The 15,942-nt window shown below is 67.8% G+C and carries 12 protein-coding genes and 1 pseudogene; 6 read left to right on the top strand and 7 right to left on the bottom strand.

The window, feature by feature from the left end; translation table 11 throughout:
* Nucleotides 1-313 precede the first annotated feature (313 nt).
* The 6 genes from typA (at nucleotide 314) to ACIREI_RS14255 (ending at nucleotide 8,675) form a co-directional block, all read left to right on the top strand.
* Nucleotides 314-2,221 (top strand): translational GTPase TypA, encoded by a 1,908-nt coding sequence (gene typA, locus ACIREI_RS14230; RefSeq protein ID WP_403332027.1) that lies wholly within the window; start codon nucleotides 314-316, stop codon nucleotides 2,219-2,221.
* Nucleotides 2,222-2,407: 186 nt separating this feature from the next.
* Nucleotides 2,408-3,442: an ABC transporter permease gene (locus ACIREI_RS14235; RefSeq protein WP_403332030.1), complete on the top strand. Its 1,035-nt coding sequence runs from the start codon at nucleotides 2,408-2,410 to the stop codon at nucleotides 3,440-3,442.
* An 83-nt stretch (nucleotides 3,443-3,525) separates the two neighbouring features.
* The gene (locus tag ACIREI_RS14240; RefSeq protein WP_403332033.1) at nucleotides 3,526-5,334 is read left to right on the top strand and encodes an ABC transporter substrate-binding protein; all 1,809 of its coding nucleotides are present in this window, start codon (nucleotides 3,526-3,528) and stop codon (nucleotides 5,332-5,334) included.
* A gap of 78 nt (nucleotides 5,335-5,412) precedes the next feature.
* Nucleotides 5,413-6,393: an ABC transporter permease gene (locus tag ACIREI_RS14245; protein ID WP_403332932.1), complete on the top strand. Its 981-nt coding sequence runs from the start codon at nucleotides 5,413-5,415 to the stop codon at nucleotides 6,391-6,393.
* Nucleotides 6,394-6,441: 48 nt separating this feature from the next.
* Nucleotides 6,442-7,503 carry an ABC transporter ATP-binding protein gene (locus tag ACIREI_RS14250; RefSeq protein ID WP_403332036.1) on the top strand — a complete coding sequence of 354 codons (1,062 nt, stop codon included), beginning with the start codon at nucleotides 6,442-6,444 and terminating at the stop codon, nucleotides 7,501-7,503.
* A gap of 38 nt (nucleotides 7,504-7,541) precedes the next feature.
* The gene (locus ACIREI_RS14255; RefSeq protein ID WP_403332039.1) at nucleotides 7,542-8,675 is read left to right on the top strand and encodes an ABC transporter ATP-binding protein; all 1,134 of its coding nucleotides are present in this window, start codon (nucleotides 7,542-7,544) and stop codon (nucleotides 8,673-8,675) included.
* Here the strand turns inward: ACIREI_RS14255 and ACIREI_RS14260 are convergent.
* The 7 genes and pseudogenes from ACIREI_RS14260 to ACIREI_RS14290 all read right to left on the bottom strand — a co-directional run bounded on the left by ACIREI_RS14260 (nucleotide 8,672) and on the right by ACIREI_RS14290 (nucleotide 15,849).
* Nucleotides 8,672-9,628: pseudogene (locus ACIREI_RS14260) on the bottom strand (IS481 family transposase). The gene ACIREI_RS14255 and the pseudogene ACIREI_RS14260 overlap by 4 nt on opposite strands.
* A 101-nt stretch (nucleotides 9,629-9,729) precedes the next feature.
* The gene (locus tag ACIREI_RS14265) at nucleotides 9,730-10,467 is read right to left on the bottom strand and encodes a class I SAM-dependent DNA methyltransferase (protein WP_403332042.1); all 738 of its coding nucleotides are present in this window, start codon (nucleotides 10,465-10,467) and stop codon (nucleotides 9,730-9,732) included.
* Nucleotides 10,468-10,518: 51 nt separating this feature from the next.
* Entirely contained in the window at nucleotides 10,519-11,562 is a 1,044-nt protein-coding gene (locus ACIREI_RS14270) for an amidohydrolase family protein (RefSeq protein WP_403332044.1), read from the bottom strand.
* Between the two features lie 491 nt (nucleotides 11,563-12,053).
* A complete protein-coding gene (locus tag ACIREI_RS14275; RefSeq protein WP_403332047.1) occupies nucleotides 12,054-12,437 on the bottom strand; it encodes a hypothetical protein in 384 nt (127 codons plus the stop codon).
* Nucleotides 12,438-12,682: 245 nt separating this feature from the next.
* A complete protein-coding gene (locus ACIREI_RS14280) occupies nucleotides 12,683-13,729 on the bottom strand; it encodes an ABC transporter ATP-binding protein (RefSeq protein WP_403332050.1) in 1,047 nt (348 codons plus the stop codon).
* 30 nt (nucleotides 13,730-13,759) lie between these two features.
* Nucleotides 13,760-14,794 (bottom strand): ABC transporter ATP-binding protein, encoded by a 1,035-nt coding sequence (locus ACIREI_RS14285; RefSeq protein WP_403332053.1) that lies wholly within the window; start codon nucleotides 14,792-14,794, stop codon nucleotides 13,760-13,762.
* Nucleotides 14,795-14,868: 74 nt separating this feature from the next.
* Nucleotides 14,869-15,849, bottom strand: a complete 981-nt coding sequence (locus ACIREI_RS14290) for an ABC transporter permease (RefSeq protein WP_403332055.1) — start codon at nucleotides 15,847-15,849, stop codon at nucleotides 14,869-14,871.
* Nucleotides 15,850-15,942 lie beyond the last annotated feature (93 nt).

Below are 15,942 nucleotides of genomic sequence, written 5' to 3' on the forward strand. Positions count from 1 at the left end.
GCCCTTCGGGCCTCGTCCTCAAACGCCGGACGGGCTGAAAAACTCAGCCCCTCCGGCGTTTGAGGAGCGGGGGTCCAGGGGGCGGAGCCCCCTGGGAGCGGGGTCGAAGGGGCAGCGCCCCTTGAGGACGGGACGGGTAGGGGCGGCGGGGGCGCCCCAAAGCCGCCCCCACCTGCGCCGACATAGCCCGGCGAGCCCCAGTGGGAGCGGACACGTACCATGGGGTGAGGCCGTGGCGTGTCAAGCCCGGCAGGGCCCGCGTCACACAGACAGACGCGCAGGCCATCCTCACACTCCGGGAGAACGCCGCAATATGGCCACGCGCCACGACATCCGCAACGTCGCTATCGTCGCCCACGTCGACCACGGCAAGACCACCATCGTCGACGGCATGCTGAAGCAGGCCGGTGCCTTCGCCGCCCACCAGCTCGAAGGCGTCGACGACCGCATGATGGACTCGAACGACCTGGAGCGTGAGAAGGGCATCACGATCCTGGCCAAGAACACGGCGGTGAAGTACCACCCGAAGGACGGGGGGGACGTCATCACCATCAACATCATCGACACCCCCGGCCACGCCGACTTCGGTGGCGAGGTCGAGCGTGGTCTGTCGATGGTGGACGGCGTCGTGCTGCTCGTCGACGCGTCCGAGGGCCCGCTCCCGCAGACCCGGTTCGTGCTGCGCAAGGCCCTCCAGGCCCGGCTGCCGATCATCCTCTGCATCAACAAGACGGACCGGCCCGACGCCCGTATCGACGAGGTCGTCAACGAGACCTACGACCTCTTCCTCGACCTGGACGCCGACGAGGAGCAGATCGAGTTCCCGATCGTCTACGCGTGCGGCCGTGACGGCATCGCGTCGCTGACCAAGCCGGCGGACGGGACCGTACCGAGCGACTCGACCAGCCTCGAGCCGTTCTTCTCGACGATCCTGGAGCACATCCCGGCCCCGACGTACGACGACGCCGCCCCGCTCCAGGCGCACGTCACCAACCTCGACGCCGACAACTTCCTCGGCCGTATCGCGCTGCTGCGCGTGCACCAGGGCGAGCTGAAGAAGGGGCAGACCGTCGCCTGGATGAAGCGCGACGGGTCCGTCACCAACGTGCGTATCTCCGAGCTGATGATGACCGAGGCGCTGACGCGCAAGCCGGCGGAGAAGGCCGGTCCCGGTGACATCTGCGCCGTCGCCGGTATCCCGGACATCATGATCGGCGAGACCCTGGCCGACCCGGAGAACCCGGTCCCGCTGCCGCTCATCACCGTCGACGAGCCCGCGATCTCCATGGTCATCGGCACCAACACCTCCCCGCTGGTCGGCCGTGGCGGCACCGGCAAGGGTGCCGACGCGAAGGCGGCGGTGAAGGACCGCAAGGTCACCGCCCGCCAGGTCAAGGACCGCCTCGACCGCGAGCTGATCGGTAACGTCAGCCTCCGCGTCCTGGACACCGAGCGCCCCGACGCCTGGGAGGTGCAGGGCCGTGGTGAGCTGGCGCTGGCCATCCTGGTCGAGCAGATGCGCCGCGAGGGCTTCGAGCTGACCATCGGCAAGCCGCAGGTCGTCACGAAGGACGTGGACGGCAAGGTCTACGAGCCCGTCGAGCGCATGACCATCGACGTGCCCGAGGAGCACATGGGCGCCGTCACGCAGCTGATGGGTGTCCGCAAGGGCCGTATGGACAACATGTCCAACCACGGCTCCGGGTGGGTGCGCATGGAGTTCGTCGTGCCGTCGCGCGGTCTCATCGGCTTCCGGACCGAGTTCCTGACCCAGACCCGCGGTACGGGCATCGGGCACTCCATCCACGAGGGCCACGAGCCCTGGTTCGGCACCCTGCAGACCCGCAACAACGGCTCGCTGGTCGCCGACCGCTCCGGTGCCGTCACCGCGTTCGCGATGACGAACCTCCAGGAGCGCGGTGTGCTGTTCGTCGAGCCCGGCACCGAGGTGTACGAGGGCATGATCGTCGGCGAGAACTCGCGCGCCGACGACATGGACGTCAACATCACCAAGGAGAAGAAGCTCACCAACATGCGGTCCTCCACGGCCGATGTGGCCGAGTCGATCGTCCCGCCGCGCAAGCTGTCGCTGGAGCAGTCCCTGGAGTTCTGCCGCGACGACGAGTGCGTCGAGGTCACCCCGGAGGCGGTCCGTATCCGCAAGGTGAACCTGGACGCCCGCGAGCGCGCCCGTGCCGCGAGCCGCGCCAAGCACGGCTGATCATCGGGTAGTTGAGCCCGGGTTCCCCAACACGGGGGAACCCGGGCTTTTTCATGCTTTGCCATGCGTCAGCTGTGACTGAATCGAAATTGAAAAGACGGTAGTCGGTAGTTGGCTCATGGCAGATAGTTAGCGGCAAGCTCGGGCCAGACGTCTGTACACCCACACCTGTGAAACGGACGAACTGTGACAAGTCCTATCGGCGTTGAGGGCGAAGGGACCCCGGTCGTCGCGGACGGCGAACCACAGCCACCGGCGAAGACCGAGGTGGAGCGATTAGTCGGCCGGTCGCCCGGCCAACTGATGTGGATCCGCTTCAAGCGCGACCGCACCGGCGTGATCTCGGCCTGTGTCGTCCTGTTCTTCTTCCTGATCGGGCTGCTCGCCCCGGTGATCTCCAAGCTGTACGGCAAGGACCCGTACACGGTCTACGCCGACGAGCGCCCCGAGCTCTTCGACAGCGCGGGCGTACCCGTGCAGCCCAACGGCGGCATCAGCGGCGAGTTCTGGTTCGGCCTCGAACCGGGCAACGGCTACGACGTCTTCACCAAGCTCCTCTACGGCATCCGCACCTCGCTGATGATCTCCGTCGCCGTCACGCTGGCGACGGTCCTCACCGGGATCCTCCTCGGCGTCACGGCGGGCTACCTCGGCGGCAAGGCCGACTACTGGATCAGCCGGGTCATCGACTTCCTCCTCGCCTTCCCGGCCCAGCTGTTCTTCATCGCCAGCATGCCCGTGGTCGTCTCACTGTTCGTCAGTCCGCGCGACGAGACCCCGGTCTACGTCCGGGTCGTCGCCCTCATCCTCGTGCAGTGGTTCCTCGGCTGGATGAGTCTCGGACGGGTCCTCAGAGGCACCACACTCGCCCTGCGGGAGCGGGAGTTCATCGAGGCGGCCAAGGTCAGCGGGGCCCCGCCGGGGCGGATCATCCGCAAGGAGATCCTGCCGAACGTGGTCACGCCGATCCTCGTGCAGGGCACCTACATGCTCCCCAACTTCGTGACCGCCGAGGCCGGTCTGTCCTTCCTCGGCGTGGGCATCGTCGAACCGACGCCGGACTGGGGGCAGATGTTCGCCAAGGCGTCCACCGAGCTCGTGATGCAGAACGACATCACCTACATGTTCTTCCCCGGCATCTCGATGATCGTCTTCATCGTGGCGTTCAACCTGCTCGGGGACTCCGTCAGGGACGCCTTCGACCCCAAGACGGCGCGCTGACCACGCTGACCAGCTGACCTGCAAGGTTCTCCAAGGTCTGGGTTCCTTCGCACTGGTGACGACAGATGGGTGGAAACCGAGTGATGAGCAGGAGCGGACGCCACGTACACGCCGTGGTCTCGGTGCTCGCGGCCGCGGCACTCGTGCTGACCGGGTGCAGCTCGGGCGGCAGCAAGAGCGGCACCAACGACAAGGAGCAGCAGGAGAACGCCGAACGGCAGAAGGCGCTGATCAAGTTCGGCGACGCCGCGGCCTCCAAGGGCCCTGCCCCCGAGGTCCCGGGCGCCAAGCCCGGCGGCACCATCTCGGTGCCCGCCCGCGACAGTTACGCCCACCTCGACCCGGCCCAGATCTATGTGTTCAACGAGATGCAGGTCGCCCTGCTGCTGCACCGAGGGCTGACCGGCTACAAGGCGACCAGCGACGACGGCAGCAAGCACGAGGTCGTCGGCGACCTCGCCACCGACTCCGGCACCACCACGGACGGCGGCAAGACCTGGAAGTACACGCTCAAGGACGGCATCAAGTTCGAGGACGGCTCCGCGATCACCTCCGCGGACATCCGGCACACCTTCGAGCGGCAGTTCGCCCCCTTCATCAACCAGGGCCCGCCGTACGTCCAGCAGTGGCTGGCCGACACCCCGGGCTCCGACTACCGCAAGCTGCTGCCGGACGGCCCCTTCAAGGGCAAGCACCTGCCGGACAGCGTTCTGGAGACACCGGACGCGAAGACCGTCGTCTTCAAGTTCAAGAAGCCGCACCCCGACCTGCCGTACGCGCTGGCGATGGCGGGCTACGCGGTCGTCTCCCAGAAGGGCGACACCAAGGAGAAGTACGACAAGGACCCCGTGGTGTCCGGGCCGTACAAGATCCAGTCCTTCAAGTCCGGCAAGTCGATGGTGCTGGTGAAGAACACCAACTGGGACCCGGCGACCGACCCGATCCGCCACCAGTACGTCGACCGGTTCAACATCACCTTCAACCAGCAGTACGAGGACTCCACCAAGGCCCTCATCGCCGACGGGGGAACCGACCGGACCGCCGTCAGCTGGCAGAACTCGGTCGACGCGGGCAACCTGTCGAAGGTCCTGAACGATCCGAAGATGAAGTCCCGCACGGTCATCGGCTACCAGCCGTACGTCGGTCAGATCAACATCAACACCAGTCACAAGGCGATGCAGGACAAGAAGGTCCGCGAGGCCATCGCCTACGCCCTGCCGGTCTCACCGTTCGTGCGGGCCTTCGGCGGCAGTGCCGCGATGGAGGTCGCGGGCGGCATCATCAGCCCGACCGTCAGCGGCTACGACCCGTCCTTCGACCCGTGGGGCAAGAAGAAGAACCCCGCGGGTGACCCCGCCAAGGCCAAGAAGATCCTCCAGGAGGCGGGCAAGGTCGGCACGAAGCTGACCTTCGGCTACATCAACTCCCAGGAGGGCCAGGCGTACTCCACCGCCATGGCGGCGGGCCTGGAGAAGGCCGGCTTCGACGTACAGCGCCAGGAGATCCCGGCCGAGACGTACTTCGACCAGGTCAGCAAGCTCGACAACAACTACGACATCTTCCACACCTCCTGGGGCGCCGACTGGCCGTCCGCCTCGACCGTGATCCCGCCGCTGTACGACGGCCGGGCGATCGCCGAGGGCGCGCAGAACTACTCGCAGATCAACGACCCCAGGATCAACAGTGAGATCGACCGCATCAGCCGGATCGCCGACCCGGCCAAGGCCGCGAGCGAGTGGGAGAAGCTCGGCGAGTACATCGTGAAGGACGTCGTCAACATCGTCCCGACGGCCTACTACAAGCAGGTCCAGATCGCCGGATCCAAGATCGGCGGCCTCGTCTACGACGACGTCATCGGCGGCGTCGACCCGCGCCGCCTGTACGTCAAGTAACCCCGCCCGCCCGGCATCCGGCGCGCCCGCGACTGTGTGCGCCGGATGCCCTCCGGCCCGTTGAGAGCTGCCTCTGCCATGCTGCGCTTCCTCGTCCGCCGGTCCCTCGGCGCCGTCGTCATCCTCTTCCTGCTGAGCATCGTCGCGTTCCTGCTGTTCTTCGGAATGCCGCGCGACCCGGCCCTGCTGATGTGCGGCAAGACGTGCACCCCGGCCAACCTCGAGAACCTGCGTCATGTGCTCGGCCTCGACAAGCCGATCCCCGAGCAGTACTGGATCTTCCTGCACAACCTCGTCATGGGCAGCGACGACTTCGCCCAAGGGCCGTGCCCCGCCCCCTGTTTCGGGTACTCGTACCACTCCAACGAACAGGTCTGGGGCACCCTGATGGACCGCCTGCCCACCACCGTCTCGCTCACCCTCGGCGGGGCCGTCTGCTTCCTGGTCATCGGCCTGGGCACCGGCCTGATCGCCGCCTGGAAGCGGGGCACGATCGTCGACAAGACCTTCACGGCCGGCGCCATGGTGATCAGCTCGATGCAGATCTACTTCCTCGGCCCGCTGGCCCTGGCGGTCCTCGTCTACCAGACCCAGGTCCTCGACAAGCCCGCCTACAACGACTTCACCGCCGACCCGGTGGCCTGGTTCACCGGCCTGCTCCTGCCCTGGGTGGTGCTCTCCACGATCTTCGCCTCGCAGTACACCCGTATGGCGCGCTCGTCGATGATCGAGCAGCTCCAGGAGGAGCACGTCCGCACCGCCCGGGCGAAGGGCATGTCCCGGCGGTACGTCTTCTTCCGCTACGCCTGGCGCGGCTCGCTGATCCCCATCGTCACCATTTTCGGCATCGACCTCGGATCGCTGCTCGGCGGTGCCATCATCACGGAGTACACCTTCGGACTTCCGGGGCTCGGCCGGCTGGCGGTGGAGTCGGTGTTCTTCAGCGATCTGCCGCTGCTGCTGGGCGTGATGCTGTTCTCCGCCACCATGATCCTGCTCTGCAACATCGTCGTCGACGCCGCGTACGCCTTCATCGACCCGCGCGTGCGGCTGGCCTAGCCCGCGCCGGGGAACCTGTTCCAGAGGACCTGTCTGAGGAGCACTGACGTGACCACTGTGACCAAGGAGGCCGGGGCCCCTGTCCCGGCGGGCGCGGACGCGTTCCTGTCGGTGCGGGACCTGCACGTCAGCTTCCAGACCGAGGACGGCGTCGTACGGGCCGTGGAGGGGCTCTCCTTCGACCTGGAGCGCGGCAGGACGCTGGGCATCGTGGGCGAGTCGGGCTCGGGGAAGTCGGTGACGAACCTGACGATCCTCGGGCTGCACAACCCGATGTTCACCACCGTCGAGGGGGAGATCCTCCTGGAGGGCCAGGAGTTGACCACCGCCCGCGAGTCCGAGCTGGAGAAGCTGCGCGGCAACAAGGTCGCCATGATCTTCCAGGACCCGCTCACCGCGCTGTCGCCGTACTACACGGTGGGCCGGCAGATCGCCGAGCCGTACATGAAGCACATGCGCGCCTCGAAGAAGGTGGCCTGGGAGCGGGCGGTGGAGATGCTGGGGAAGGTCGGCATCCCCAACCCCAGGCAGCGGGCGAAGGACTACCCCCACCAGTTCTCCGGCGGTATGCGCCAGCGCGCGATGATCGCCATGGCGCTGGTCTGCGACCCCGACCTGCTGATCGCCGACGAGCCGACCACGGCCCTGGACGTCACGGTCCAGGCCCAGATCCTGGACCTGCTGAAGGACCTGCAGCAGGAGTTCGGCTCGGCGATCATCTTCATCACGCACGACCTCGGGGTCATCGCCGACATGGCCGACGACATCATGGTGATGTACGCGGGCGGCGCGGTGGAGCGCGGCTCGGTGCGCGAGGTGCTGAGGGCGCCGCAACACCCGTACACCTGGGGCCTGTTGAACTCGATGCCCCGCCTGGACTCGGACCCGCACGCCCCGCTGGCCCCCATCCCCGGCTCCCCGCCGTCGCTGCTCCACCCGCCCTCCGGCTGCCGTTTCCACCCCCGCTGCACCTTCCGGGGCCGGGTCGGCGGCGCCCGCTGTGTCACCGAGGTGCCGTTGCTCGGCCCGGACCGCTCCTCGGCCTGCCATCTGACGGCGGACGACAAGCGGACCATTTTCATCGAAGAGATCAAACCCCGACTGCGCTAGTGCCCCCCGATCGGCCCCGTCTGAGGAGGACTACGGCTATGACAGAGGACCTCGTCCTCCCCGCACCCCGCGATGCCGCCACCGACGAACCCGGTGAACCGCTGCTGGTGGTGGAGAAGCTCGTCAAGCACTTCCCGGTCAAGGGCGGCTTCCCGATCCGGCGGACCGTCGGCCAGGTGCAGGCGGTGGACGGCATCGACCTGACCGTGCACGTCGGCGAGAGCTTCGGCCTGGTGGGGGAGTCGGGCTGCGGCAAGTCGACGACCGGCCGGCTGATCACCAAACTCCTGGACCCGACGGGCGGCCGCATCTCCTACCGGGGCAAGGACATCACGCATGCCACGCGCAGGCAGATGGCGCCGGTCCGCTCCGAGATCCAGATGATCTTCCAGGACCCCTACTCCTCGCTGAACCCGCGTCAGACGGTCGGCAAGATCATCTCGGGTCCGATGGAGATCAACGGGATCGAGCCCGAGGGGGGAAGGGAGAAACGGGTCAGAGAGCTGCTGGAGATCGTCGGCCTCAACCCGGAGCACTACAACCGCTTCCCGCACGAGTTCTCCGGCGGCCAGCGCCAACGTATCGGCGTGGCACGGGCGTTGGCCCTGGAACCGAAGCTGATCGTGGCGGACGAGCCGGTGTCGGCCCTCGACGTCTCCATCCAGGCGCAGGTCGTGAACCTGCTCCAGAAGGTCCAGCAGGAGCTGGGCATCGCCTTCCTGTTCATCGCCCACGACCTGGCGGTGGTCCGTCACTTCTCCCAGCGCGTGGCGGTGATGTACCTCGGCAAGGTGATCGAGGTCGGCGACCGCGACTCCATCTACACCCGCCCCCGACACCCCTACACCCACGCCCTGCTGTCCGCGGTGCCCGAGGTGAACGTGGCCGGCGAAGACGGCGAGGAGGTGCCTCAGCGGGAGCGGATCCGCCTGGCCGGTGACGTGCCGTCGCCCATCTCCCCGCCCTCCGGCTGCCGTTTCCGCACCCGCTGCTGGAAGGCACAGGACAAGTGCGCGGCCGAGGAACCGCCGCTGATCCAGATCTCCGGCAACCACGCGGGCCACTTGACGGCCTGCCACTTCCCGGAGGAGCCGACGATCGAGGCGCGGGAGGAGGACATCGTGCTGGATCCGGCGTTGGCGGCGCTGGAGGAGGACGCGGACAGGCGCTAGGTGTATTGACCCGGAGTGTTGTTGACGCGGGTGATGGGTGGGTGGCCGCCGAGTGCGGTGTGGCAGCGGTGGTGGTTATAGGTGTGGCGGAAGTCTGCCAGGGCTTCGGTGCGTTCGGCGTTGCTGGTGTAGGGCCGTAGGTAGGCCCATTCGTCGAGCAGGGTGCGGTTGAAGCGTTCGACCTTGCCGTTGGTCTGGGACCGGTAGCTGCGGGTGAGTTTGCCTGTCGCGCCGAGGTCGGCCAGGGCTTGGTGCCAGGCGAAGCTCTTGCGGTAGGGCCAGGCGTTGTCGGTCAGGACTCGTTCAATGCGGTCGATGTCCGACGCGGCGAAGAAGGCGGCGGCCCTGCGCAGGAAGGCTGCGCAGGTGGTGGCCTTCTCGTCTGGGTGGATCTCGCTGTAGGCCAGGCGGCTGTGGTCGTCGGCGGCGGAGTGGACGTAGTCGAAGCCCACGCTGCTGCGGCGGGCGCGGCCGGCCTGGCGGCCCAGGACTTTGTGGCCGCCGCCGTCGGGGATCCGGCCGAGTTTCTTGACGTCCACGTGGATGAGTTCGCCGGGCCGGGCGCGTTCGTAGCAGCGGATGACCTGCCCGGTGGGCCGGTCCAGGTGGGCCAGCCGGTTCAGGCCGTGGCGGACCAGGATGCGATGGGTGGTGGAGGCGGGCAGGCCCAGGACCGGCCCGAGGCGGGCCGGGCCGAGTTTGCGAGCCTGCCGCAGTTGGCAGACGTGCGCCTCCACGCTTGGCGCAGTGCGGTGTTGCGTCGTGCGCGGCCTGCTGGAGCGGTCGGCAAGGCCCGGCTCGCCCTCGGATCGTCAGTGCCGGATCCACTTGTGGGCCGTGGCGCGGGAGATACCCATCTCAGCGGCGACATGGGCGACCGGACGCCCTGAGCGGACACGTTCGACCAGCAGCCGCCTGCCATGGACGGTCAGCCGGGCATTACGGTGGGACACGAAGACCTCCGTGCAGTGCAGTCCTGGACAGCTCCACCACACCGGAGGTCTTCGCCATGATCAAGTCCGGCAAGCGTCAACAACGCTCGTGATCAATACAGCTAGTCGGCCCGGGCCACGGTGACGATCTCGGGGCTGGCGGGGGTCAGCGGCCCTCGACCCCAGTCGCCGTACCGCTCGACGACGGTGAGTCCGGCCTCGTGGAGGAACCCGTCCAGGGCGTAGGGGCCGAGGAAGCGCAGGGTGGTGCGGCTGACGAGCGGCTGCTGCCAGGCGGCACTGTCGAAGGTCTCCGTGAACGTCACCCGATCCCCGAGGACGGGCCGCGCGACCTCGTGCCACACACGGACGGCGCGCCCGTCCGCGTCGGTGACCTCCCGCACCCGCTCGGGCGTCCACGCCTCCCAGGCCCGCGCCCCCGGGTTCCGCGTCTCGAACACGAACCGCCCGCCGTCGGCGAGCGCCGCGCGCACGGCACGCAGCGAGCGGCGCAACTCCTCGTCACGGACGAGCACCTGAAAGGCGTGGCCGGTCATCACGACCAGATCGAACTCCGCGTACCACTGCCGTGTCCGCAGATCCCCGAGCACCCATTCGACGTCGGCGCCGTGCTGCCGCGCCTGCACCAGCATGGCGGCAGCCGGGTCGAGCCCGACGAGGCGCTCGCGATGACCTTCGGCACGAGCCCGTCGGAGCAACTGCCCCGTACCGCACCCCACGTCGAGGACGGCGTCGGCGGACATGACGAGTCCGAGGTAGAAGTCATCACCCGGTCCCCAGGGGTTGAGGGTGTCGTACAGCTCGGCGAGCGAGAGATCCGCGAACGACCGATCGACCATCGCGGCAGTGTGCCACAACTCCCCGTATCCCATGGCGGTTTCGTCCCCGGCTCAGCGCACGACCCGCCCCCGCAGCACAATGCGCCGCGGATGCCGCAGCACCCCCGGCTCCCGGCGCGGATCCGCGTCGTACACGGTGACGTCGGCGAACCCGCCCTCGACCAGCCCCGGCAGCCCTAGGAAGTCCCGCGCCGCCCAACTCGCCGCGCCCACCGCCACGTCGGTGGGCAGGCCGGCGGCGATGAGGTGCTCGACCTCGGTGGCGACGTTGCCGAAGGGGGCGGAGTCGGTGCCGGCGAGGACGTGGACACCGGCGTCGTGGGCCTCGCGGACCCGGCGGATCATGATGCGGTGGCCCTCGTGCCAGAGGCGGCCGCGGGGGTTGTCCTTGATGCTGGGTGCGCTGCGGGCGAAGGCGGTGAGGGTGGGGACGTAGACGGCCCCGTGGGAGGCCATCAGCGCCACGCACTCCTCCGGCATCCCCATCCCGTGTTCGATCGAGTCGATCCCGGCACGAGCGGCGTTGAGCGCTCCCCGCGCCGACTGGCAGTGCGCGGCGACCCGCCCCCCGGCCGCGTGCACCGCGTCGGTCACGGTGCGCAGGAGGTCGTACGGCACCGGGTCCGCCTCGAAGTCCCAGTCGCCCATGAGCTTGCACCAGCCGTCGTGGGCCTTGGCCTCGGCGACGGCTGCGGCGACGAGGTCATCGGTGACGGTGTGGAAGTCGGCACTCCGCGACAGGCCCGCCCAGGCCAGCCAGCGCCCGGCCGTGATCATGCGCGGCGAGTCGGGCGCCTCGCACATCGCGTCCGGAATCTCGCCCAGCAGCCCCGGGAACCGCAACGCCGTCGTCCCGGCGTCCCGGTGCGCGGCGATCTGCTCTGCGAAGGCCTCGGGGGAGAAGGCCGGTTCGCTCTCGGACGGGGACCCGGGATGCGTGTGCACGTCGACCAGTCCCGGAAGCAGGTAGCCGCCGTCGGCCACCGTCTCCGCCTCGACGGCCGACGGGCGGTCGAAGGTGATGCGGTCGCCGAGGAGCCAGAGGTCGCGGGTGGCACCGTCGGGGAGGACGGTGCCGCGCAGATGAAGGGGCATCGGCCCAACGTACTTGGACCGCGGGGGAGTTGCCCTGACCTCGGCCGGCTGTCAGCCGTCGCGGCCGTCCAGTGGCGCGAAGATCGCGTAGGCGTCCTCCTCGGTGGCCCGGGCACGGAGGCACACTCGCCCACTCCGCAGCCTGCTCGAACGTCGAGTCCGCGACGATACGGGCGGTGGCGGCCGCCACGTCCAGCAGCGTGCCGTAGCTCGGGCCGGCCAGAAACAGCAAGAAGTCACCGGCATGGGCATAAACAGCGATGCGGGCCTGCTCGCGGATTCTGGTGTACCGGCCTGCGGATAAAGCGGGCTTCAGTCCATTGTGTTTTGCTCCTGCATGGAGAAAATCAAGCGATGAACTTCCACTGCGCGTTATCAAGGCAACAGTGAGAAGGGGGCATATTGGTCGTGTGGCCAATAGGAGATCCGAGTTTCTCCTGCCCGGATCTCCTATTGGCGTACATTCGGCTGTGCGGCTGCCTCGAGGAAGGTCAGGCCATGACGACCCACTTCATGTACTTCAGGTCGCTGGTCCTCTTGCCGCACTTCGCCTTGCCGCTGACGACCTTTATGTAGCAGGTGGGCCATCCCAGCCCCGCTGACGCCAGGTAGGTCTTGTGGTTGTAGCGCAGGTCGTTTCCCCTCAGGCCAGGAGCCTGGTAGCAAGCGCGGCCAACCGGGGCCTTCTCCATGCTTTTTGCTGTGCCAAAGCAGTAGCCGCCGAGATTGTTTTCAAGGCTGGCGATCTGTGTCCCGTAGGTCGCCCAATACTGGGAGTACTTCTCCTTGCACGTGGCAAGAGTAATGGCCTTGTTCAGGCCATTCCACTGGAGACACTTCCCGGTTGTCACGCTCTTGAGCTGGAATGCACCCACGGCGTTCGCTGAAGTTGTGGGACCCGTGTGCAAAACGATCTTTTCGTCGACTTGATCAAGGCGCAAGAAGGTTGAGGGACATTTGAGCTTCTCAGCGGGATTTGAAGGAGGTGCACCACAAAGTAAAGGCCCGCGCTGGGAGGCACGGGCCCTCGTTCACCTGGAACCGGATGTTCATGGACTCGAGTGAACGGGCCGGTGACGGTCCGTTCACCCGAGCGGTGGCTGCCGAAAAAAGGGGTGTCTCAGGCCGCTGCCTGGGGGTCCTTGGAGAGACCGGCCGCGCCGACTGCCGCGTCCGTCTCCGGATAGTGGCAGGCAGTCAGATGGCCGGGCTTGTTGCCCTCGGTCTGGACCAGCGGCGGGGCCTCGGTCGCGCACTTCTCCGTCGCCTTCCAGCAGCGGGTGCGGAAGCGGCAGCCGGAGGGCGGGTTGATGGGCGAGGGGACGTCGCCCTGGAGGCGGATGCGCTCGCGGGCGGGGGTGTCGTCCGCGGTCGCCTCGGGTACGGCGGACAGCAGCGCCCGGGTGTAGGGGTGGCGCGGGTTGCCGTACAGGTCGTCGCGGTCGGCGATCTCGACGATCTTGCCGAGGTACATGACCGCCACGCGCTGCGAGAAGTGCCGTACGACGGCGAGGTCGTGGGCGATGAAGACGAAGGCGATGCCCAGCTCCTGCTGGACCTTCTGCAGCAGGTTCACGACCTGAGCCTGGATGGAGACGTCGAGGGCCGACACCGGCTCGTCCGCGACGATCAGCTTCGGCTCCAGAGCCAGGGCACGGGCGACGCCGATGCGCTGGCGCTGGCCGCCGGAGAACTCGTGCGGGAAGCGGTTGTAGTGCTCGGGGTTGAGGCCGACGATCTCCAGCAGCTCACGGACGCGCTTCTCGCGGCCGCCGGCCGGGTTGATGCCGTTGATCTCCATCGGGCCCACGATGATCTTGCCGACCGTCTGGCGCGGGTTCAGGGACGCGTAAGGGTCCTGGAAGATCATCTGGATCTCGGAGCGGACCGGCGCCAGCTGCTTGCGCCCCGCATGCGTGATGTCCTGGCCGCGGTACGAGATCTTGCCGCCGGTCGGCTCCAGGAGCCGGGTGATCAGCCGGCCGGTGGTCGACTTGCCGCAGCCCGACTCGCCCACCAGACCGAGGGCCTCGCCCTCGGCCACCTGGAAGTCGAGACCGTCCACGGCCTTGACGGCGCCGACCGTGCGTTTGATCGGAAAGCCGCCCTTGATCGGGAAGTGCTTGGTCAGACCGCTGACGTCCAGGAGCGGTTGCGCGTTGCTCATGATGGTGAAGTCCCGTCTCGTGTACGTCAGTCAGTGCCGGGATCCGGCGAAGTCGGCGAAGAGGTCGGCGCGCTGCTCCATCGGGAGGTGGCAGGCGGAACCCCGGCCCTCCACCACGTCCAGCACCGGCCGCTCCGTGGAGCACAGCCCGCCCGCGACCTTCTCGGTGAAGGTGCACCTCGGGTGGAAGCGGCAGCCGGAGGGCGGATTGAGCAGGGAGGGCGGCGAACCCGGGATCGGCGCCAGCGGCACGTCGACCGGGCCGTCGAGGCTCGGCATGGAGCTCATCAGGCCCAGCGTGTAGGGGTGTTGCGGGGTGCGCAGCACCTCCTGCTTGGTGCCCCGCTCCACGCACCGGCCGCCGTACATCACCAGCACGTCGTCCGCGATGTCGGCGATGACCCCGAGGTCGTGCGTGATGAAGATGATCGCCGTGCCGAACTCCTGCTGGAGCTCCTTGAGCAGGTCCAGGATCTGGGCCTGGACCGTGACGTCCAGGGCCGTGGTCGGCTCGTCTGCGATGAGCAGCTCGGGGTCGCAGACCAGCGCCATCGCGATCATCGCGCGCTGGCGCATACCGCCGGAGAACTGGTGCGGATAGTCGTCCACCCGGACGTCCGGCTGGGGGATCCCGACCCGCCGCAGCATCTCGATCGCCCGCGCCCGGGCCTCCTTCTTGGAGGCACCGGTGTGCTTGCGGTACGTCTCGCCGATCTGGGTGCCGATGGTGTGGTACGGCGACAGCGAGGCAAGCGCGTCCTGGAAGATCATGGACATCTTGTTGCCGCGCAGCCGCTCGAGTTCCTTCTCGGAGGCGGCGAGCAGCTCCTTGCCGTCCAGCAGGATCTCACCGTCGATCGAGGTGCGGTGGGGGTCGTGCAGGCCCAGGATCGTCAGGTTGGTGACGGACTTGCCGGATCCCGACTCACCCACGATGCCGAGTGTCTGGCCCTTGGCGAGATCGAAGGAGAGCCCGTCGACGGCCTTGACGATGCCGTCCTCGGTGGAGAAGTGGACCTGAAGGTCCCTGACGGAGAGGAAGGGCTGTTGATCGGTGCTCGTCACGGGGACGCTCCTGGGGGGTGATGCGAGGGGACCGCCGGGTGGGGCGGGTGGGAGGGACACGGTGGGGGCGGAGGTCAGGCGAGCCGGATCCGCGGGTCGATGAGGGCGTAGACGGCGTCGACGACGATGTTGAAGAAGACGATCGCGCCGGCCGCGAGGAGGGTCACACCCAGCAGCATCGGAAGGTCACTCTGGTCCACGGACTTCACCGCGAGCCGGCCGATGCCCTGGAGACTGAAGGTCGACTCGGTGATGATCGCGCCACCGATGAGCACGCCCAGGTCGATACCGAACACCGTGACAATGGGGCCCATCGCGCCGCGCCAGGCGAACCGGAAGAACACGTTCGACCGGGACAGGCCCTTGGCCCGGGCCGTGCGGACGTAGTCCTCACTCAGCTGCTCGACCAACTGGGAGCGTGTCATACGGGTGTAGTTGGCGGTGAAGATGATCGCGAGGACCAGCCAGGGCAGCAGGAGTCCGGAGAACCAGGCGGCCGGGTTCTCGGTGAGGGGCGTGTACTGCGGCTGGTCGAGCCACCCCAGCTGCGCGACGAAGAAGAACATCGCGATGTAGCCGACGAAGTAGATCTGGAGCGAGGAGCCGAGCAGCGAAACCGAGCTGGCGAACTTGTCCAGGAACCGGCCCTGCTTGAGAGCCGCGAGCATGCCCGCGCCGATACCGAGGATCAGGAAGACCACGGCCGCGCCGAAGGCGAGCGACAGGGTCGTCGGCAGCCGGTCCATGATCGTGTCGAAGACAGGCTCTCGGTTGGCGAAGGAGTAGCCGAGGCAGGGTGCGTTGCAATAGTCGTAGCCGGGGTAGTTCCGCCCGGCGAAGATGCCGACGAGCCACAGCCAGTACTGGACCGGGATGGGCTTGTCGATGCCCAAGTTCTTCCGGATCTGCTCGAGGGCCTCAGGCGTGCAGTTCTTGCCGCAGGACATCATGGCGGGGTCACGCGGCACGGCGTAGAAGAGCCAGAAGGTGATGGCGCTGATGATCAACAGAATGACCAGCGCGCCGATGACTCGGCGGACAAGGAAGCGGAACATGAGGCGTGACTTTCCGGACGGGGCGCCGTCGCCGGGAGGGAAGTAGAGGGGGGTGGGCCGCAGGGGCGGCCATGCGGGATGGCCGCCCCGACG

The sequence above is a fragment of the Streptomyces sp. NPDC093591 genome, assembly GCF_044764885.1.
GTDB lineage: Bacteria > Actinomycetota > Actinomycetes > Streptomycetales > Streptomycetaceae > Streptomyces.

What these genes read in the sequence shown, in the direction of transcription:
- typA (WP_403332027.1), top strand. Translation starts at nt 314, where the DNA reads ATGGCCACGCGCCACGACATCCGCAACGTCGCTATCGTCGCCCACGTC.
- ACIREI_RS14240 (WP_403332033.1), top strand. Translation starts at nt 3,526, where the DNA reads ATGAGCAGGAGCGGACGCCACGTACACGCCGTGGTCTCGGTGCTCGCG.
- ACIREI_RS14245 (WP_403332932.1), top strand. Translation starts at nt 5,413, where the DNA reads ATGCTGCGCTTCCTCGTCCGCCGGTCCCTCGGCGCCGTCGTCATCCTC.
- ACIREI_RS14255 (WP_403332039.1), top strand. Translation starts at nt 7,542, where the DNA reads ATGACAGAGGACCTCGTCCTCCCCGCACCCCGCGATGCCGCCACCGAC.
- ACIREI_RS14265 (WP_403332042.1), bottom strand. Translation starts at nt 10,467, where the DNA reads ATGGTCGATCGGTCGTTCGCGGATCTCTCGCTCGCCGAGCTGTACGAC.
- ACIREI_RS14270 (WP_403332044.1), bottom strand. Translation starts at nt 11,562, where the DNA reads ATGCCCCTTCATCTGCGCGGCACCGTCCTCCCCGACGGTGCCACCCGC.
- ACIREI_RS14280 (WP_403332050.1), bottom strand. Translation starts at nt 13,729, where the DNA reads ATGAGCAACGCGCAACCGCTCCTGGACGTCAGCGGTCTGACCAAGCAC.
- ACIREI_RS14290 (WP_403332055.1), bottom strand. Translation starts at nt 15,849, where the DNA reads ATGTTCCGCTTCCTTGTCCGCCGAGTCATCGGCGCGCTGGTCATTCTG.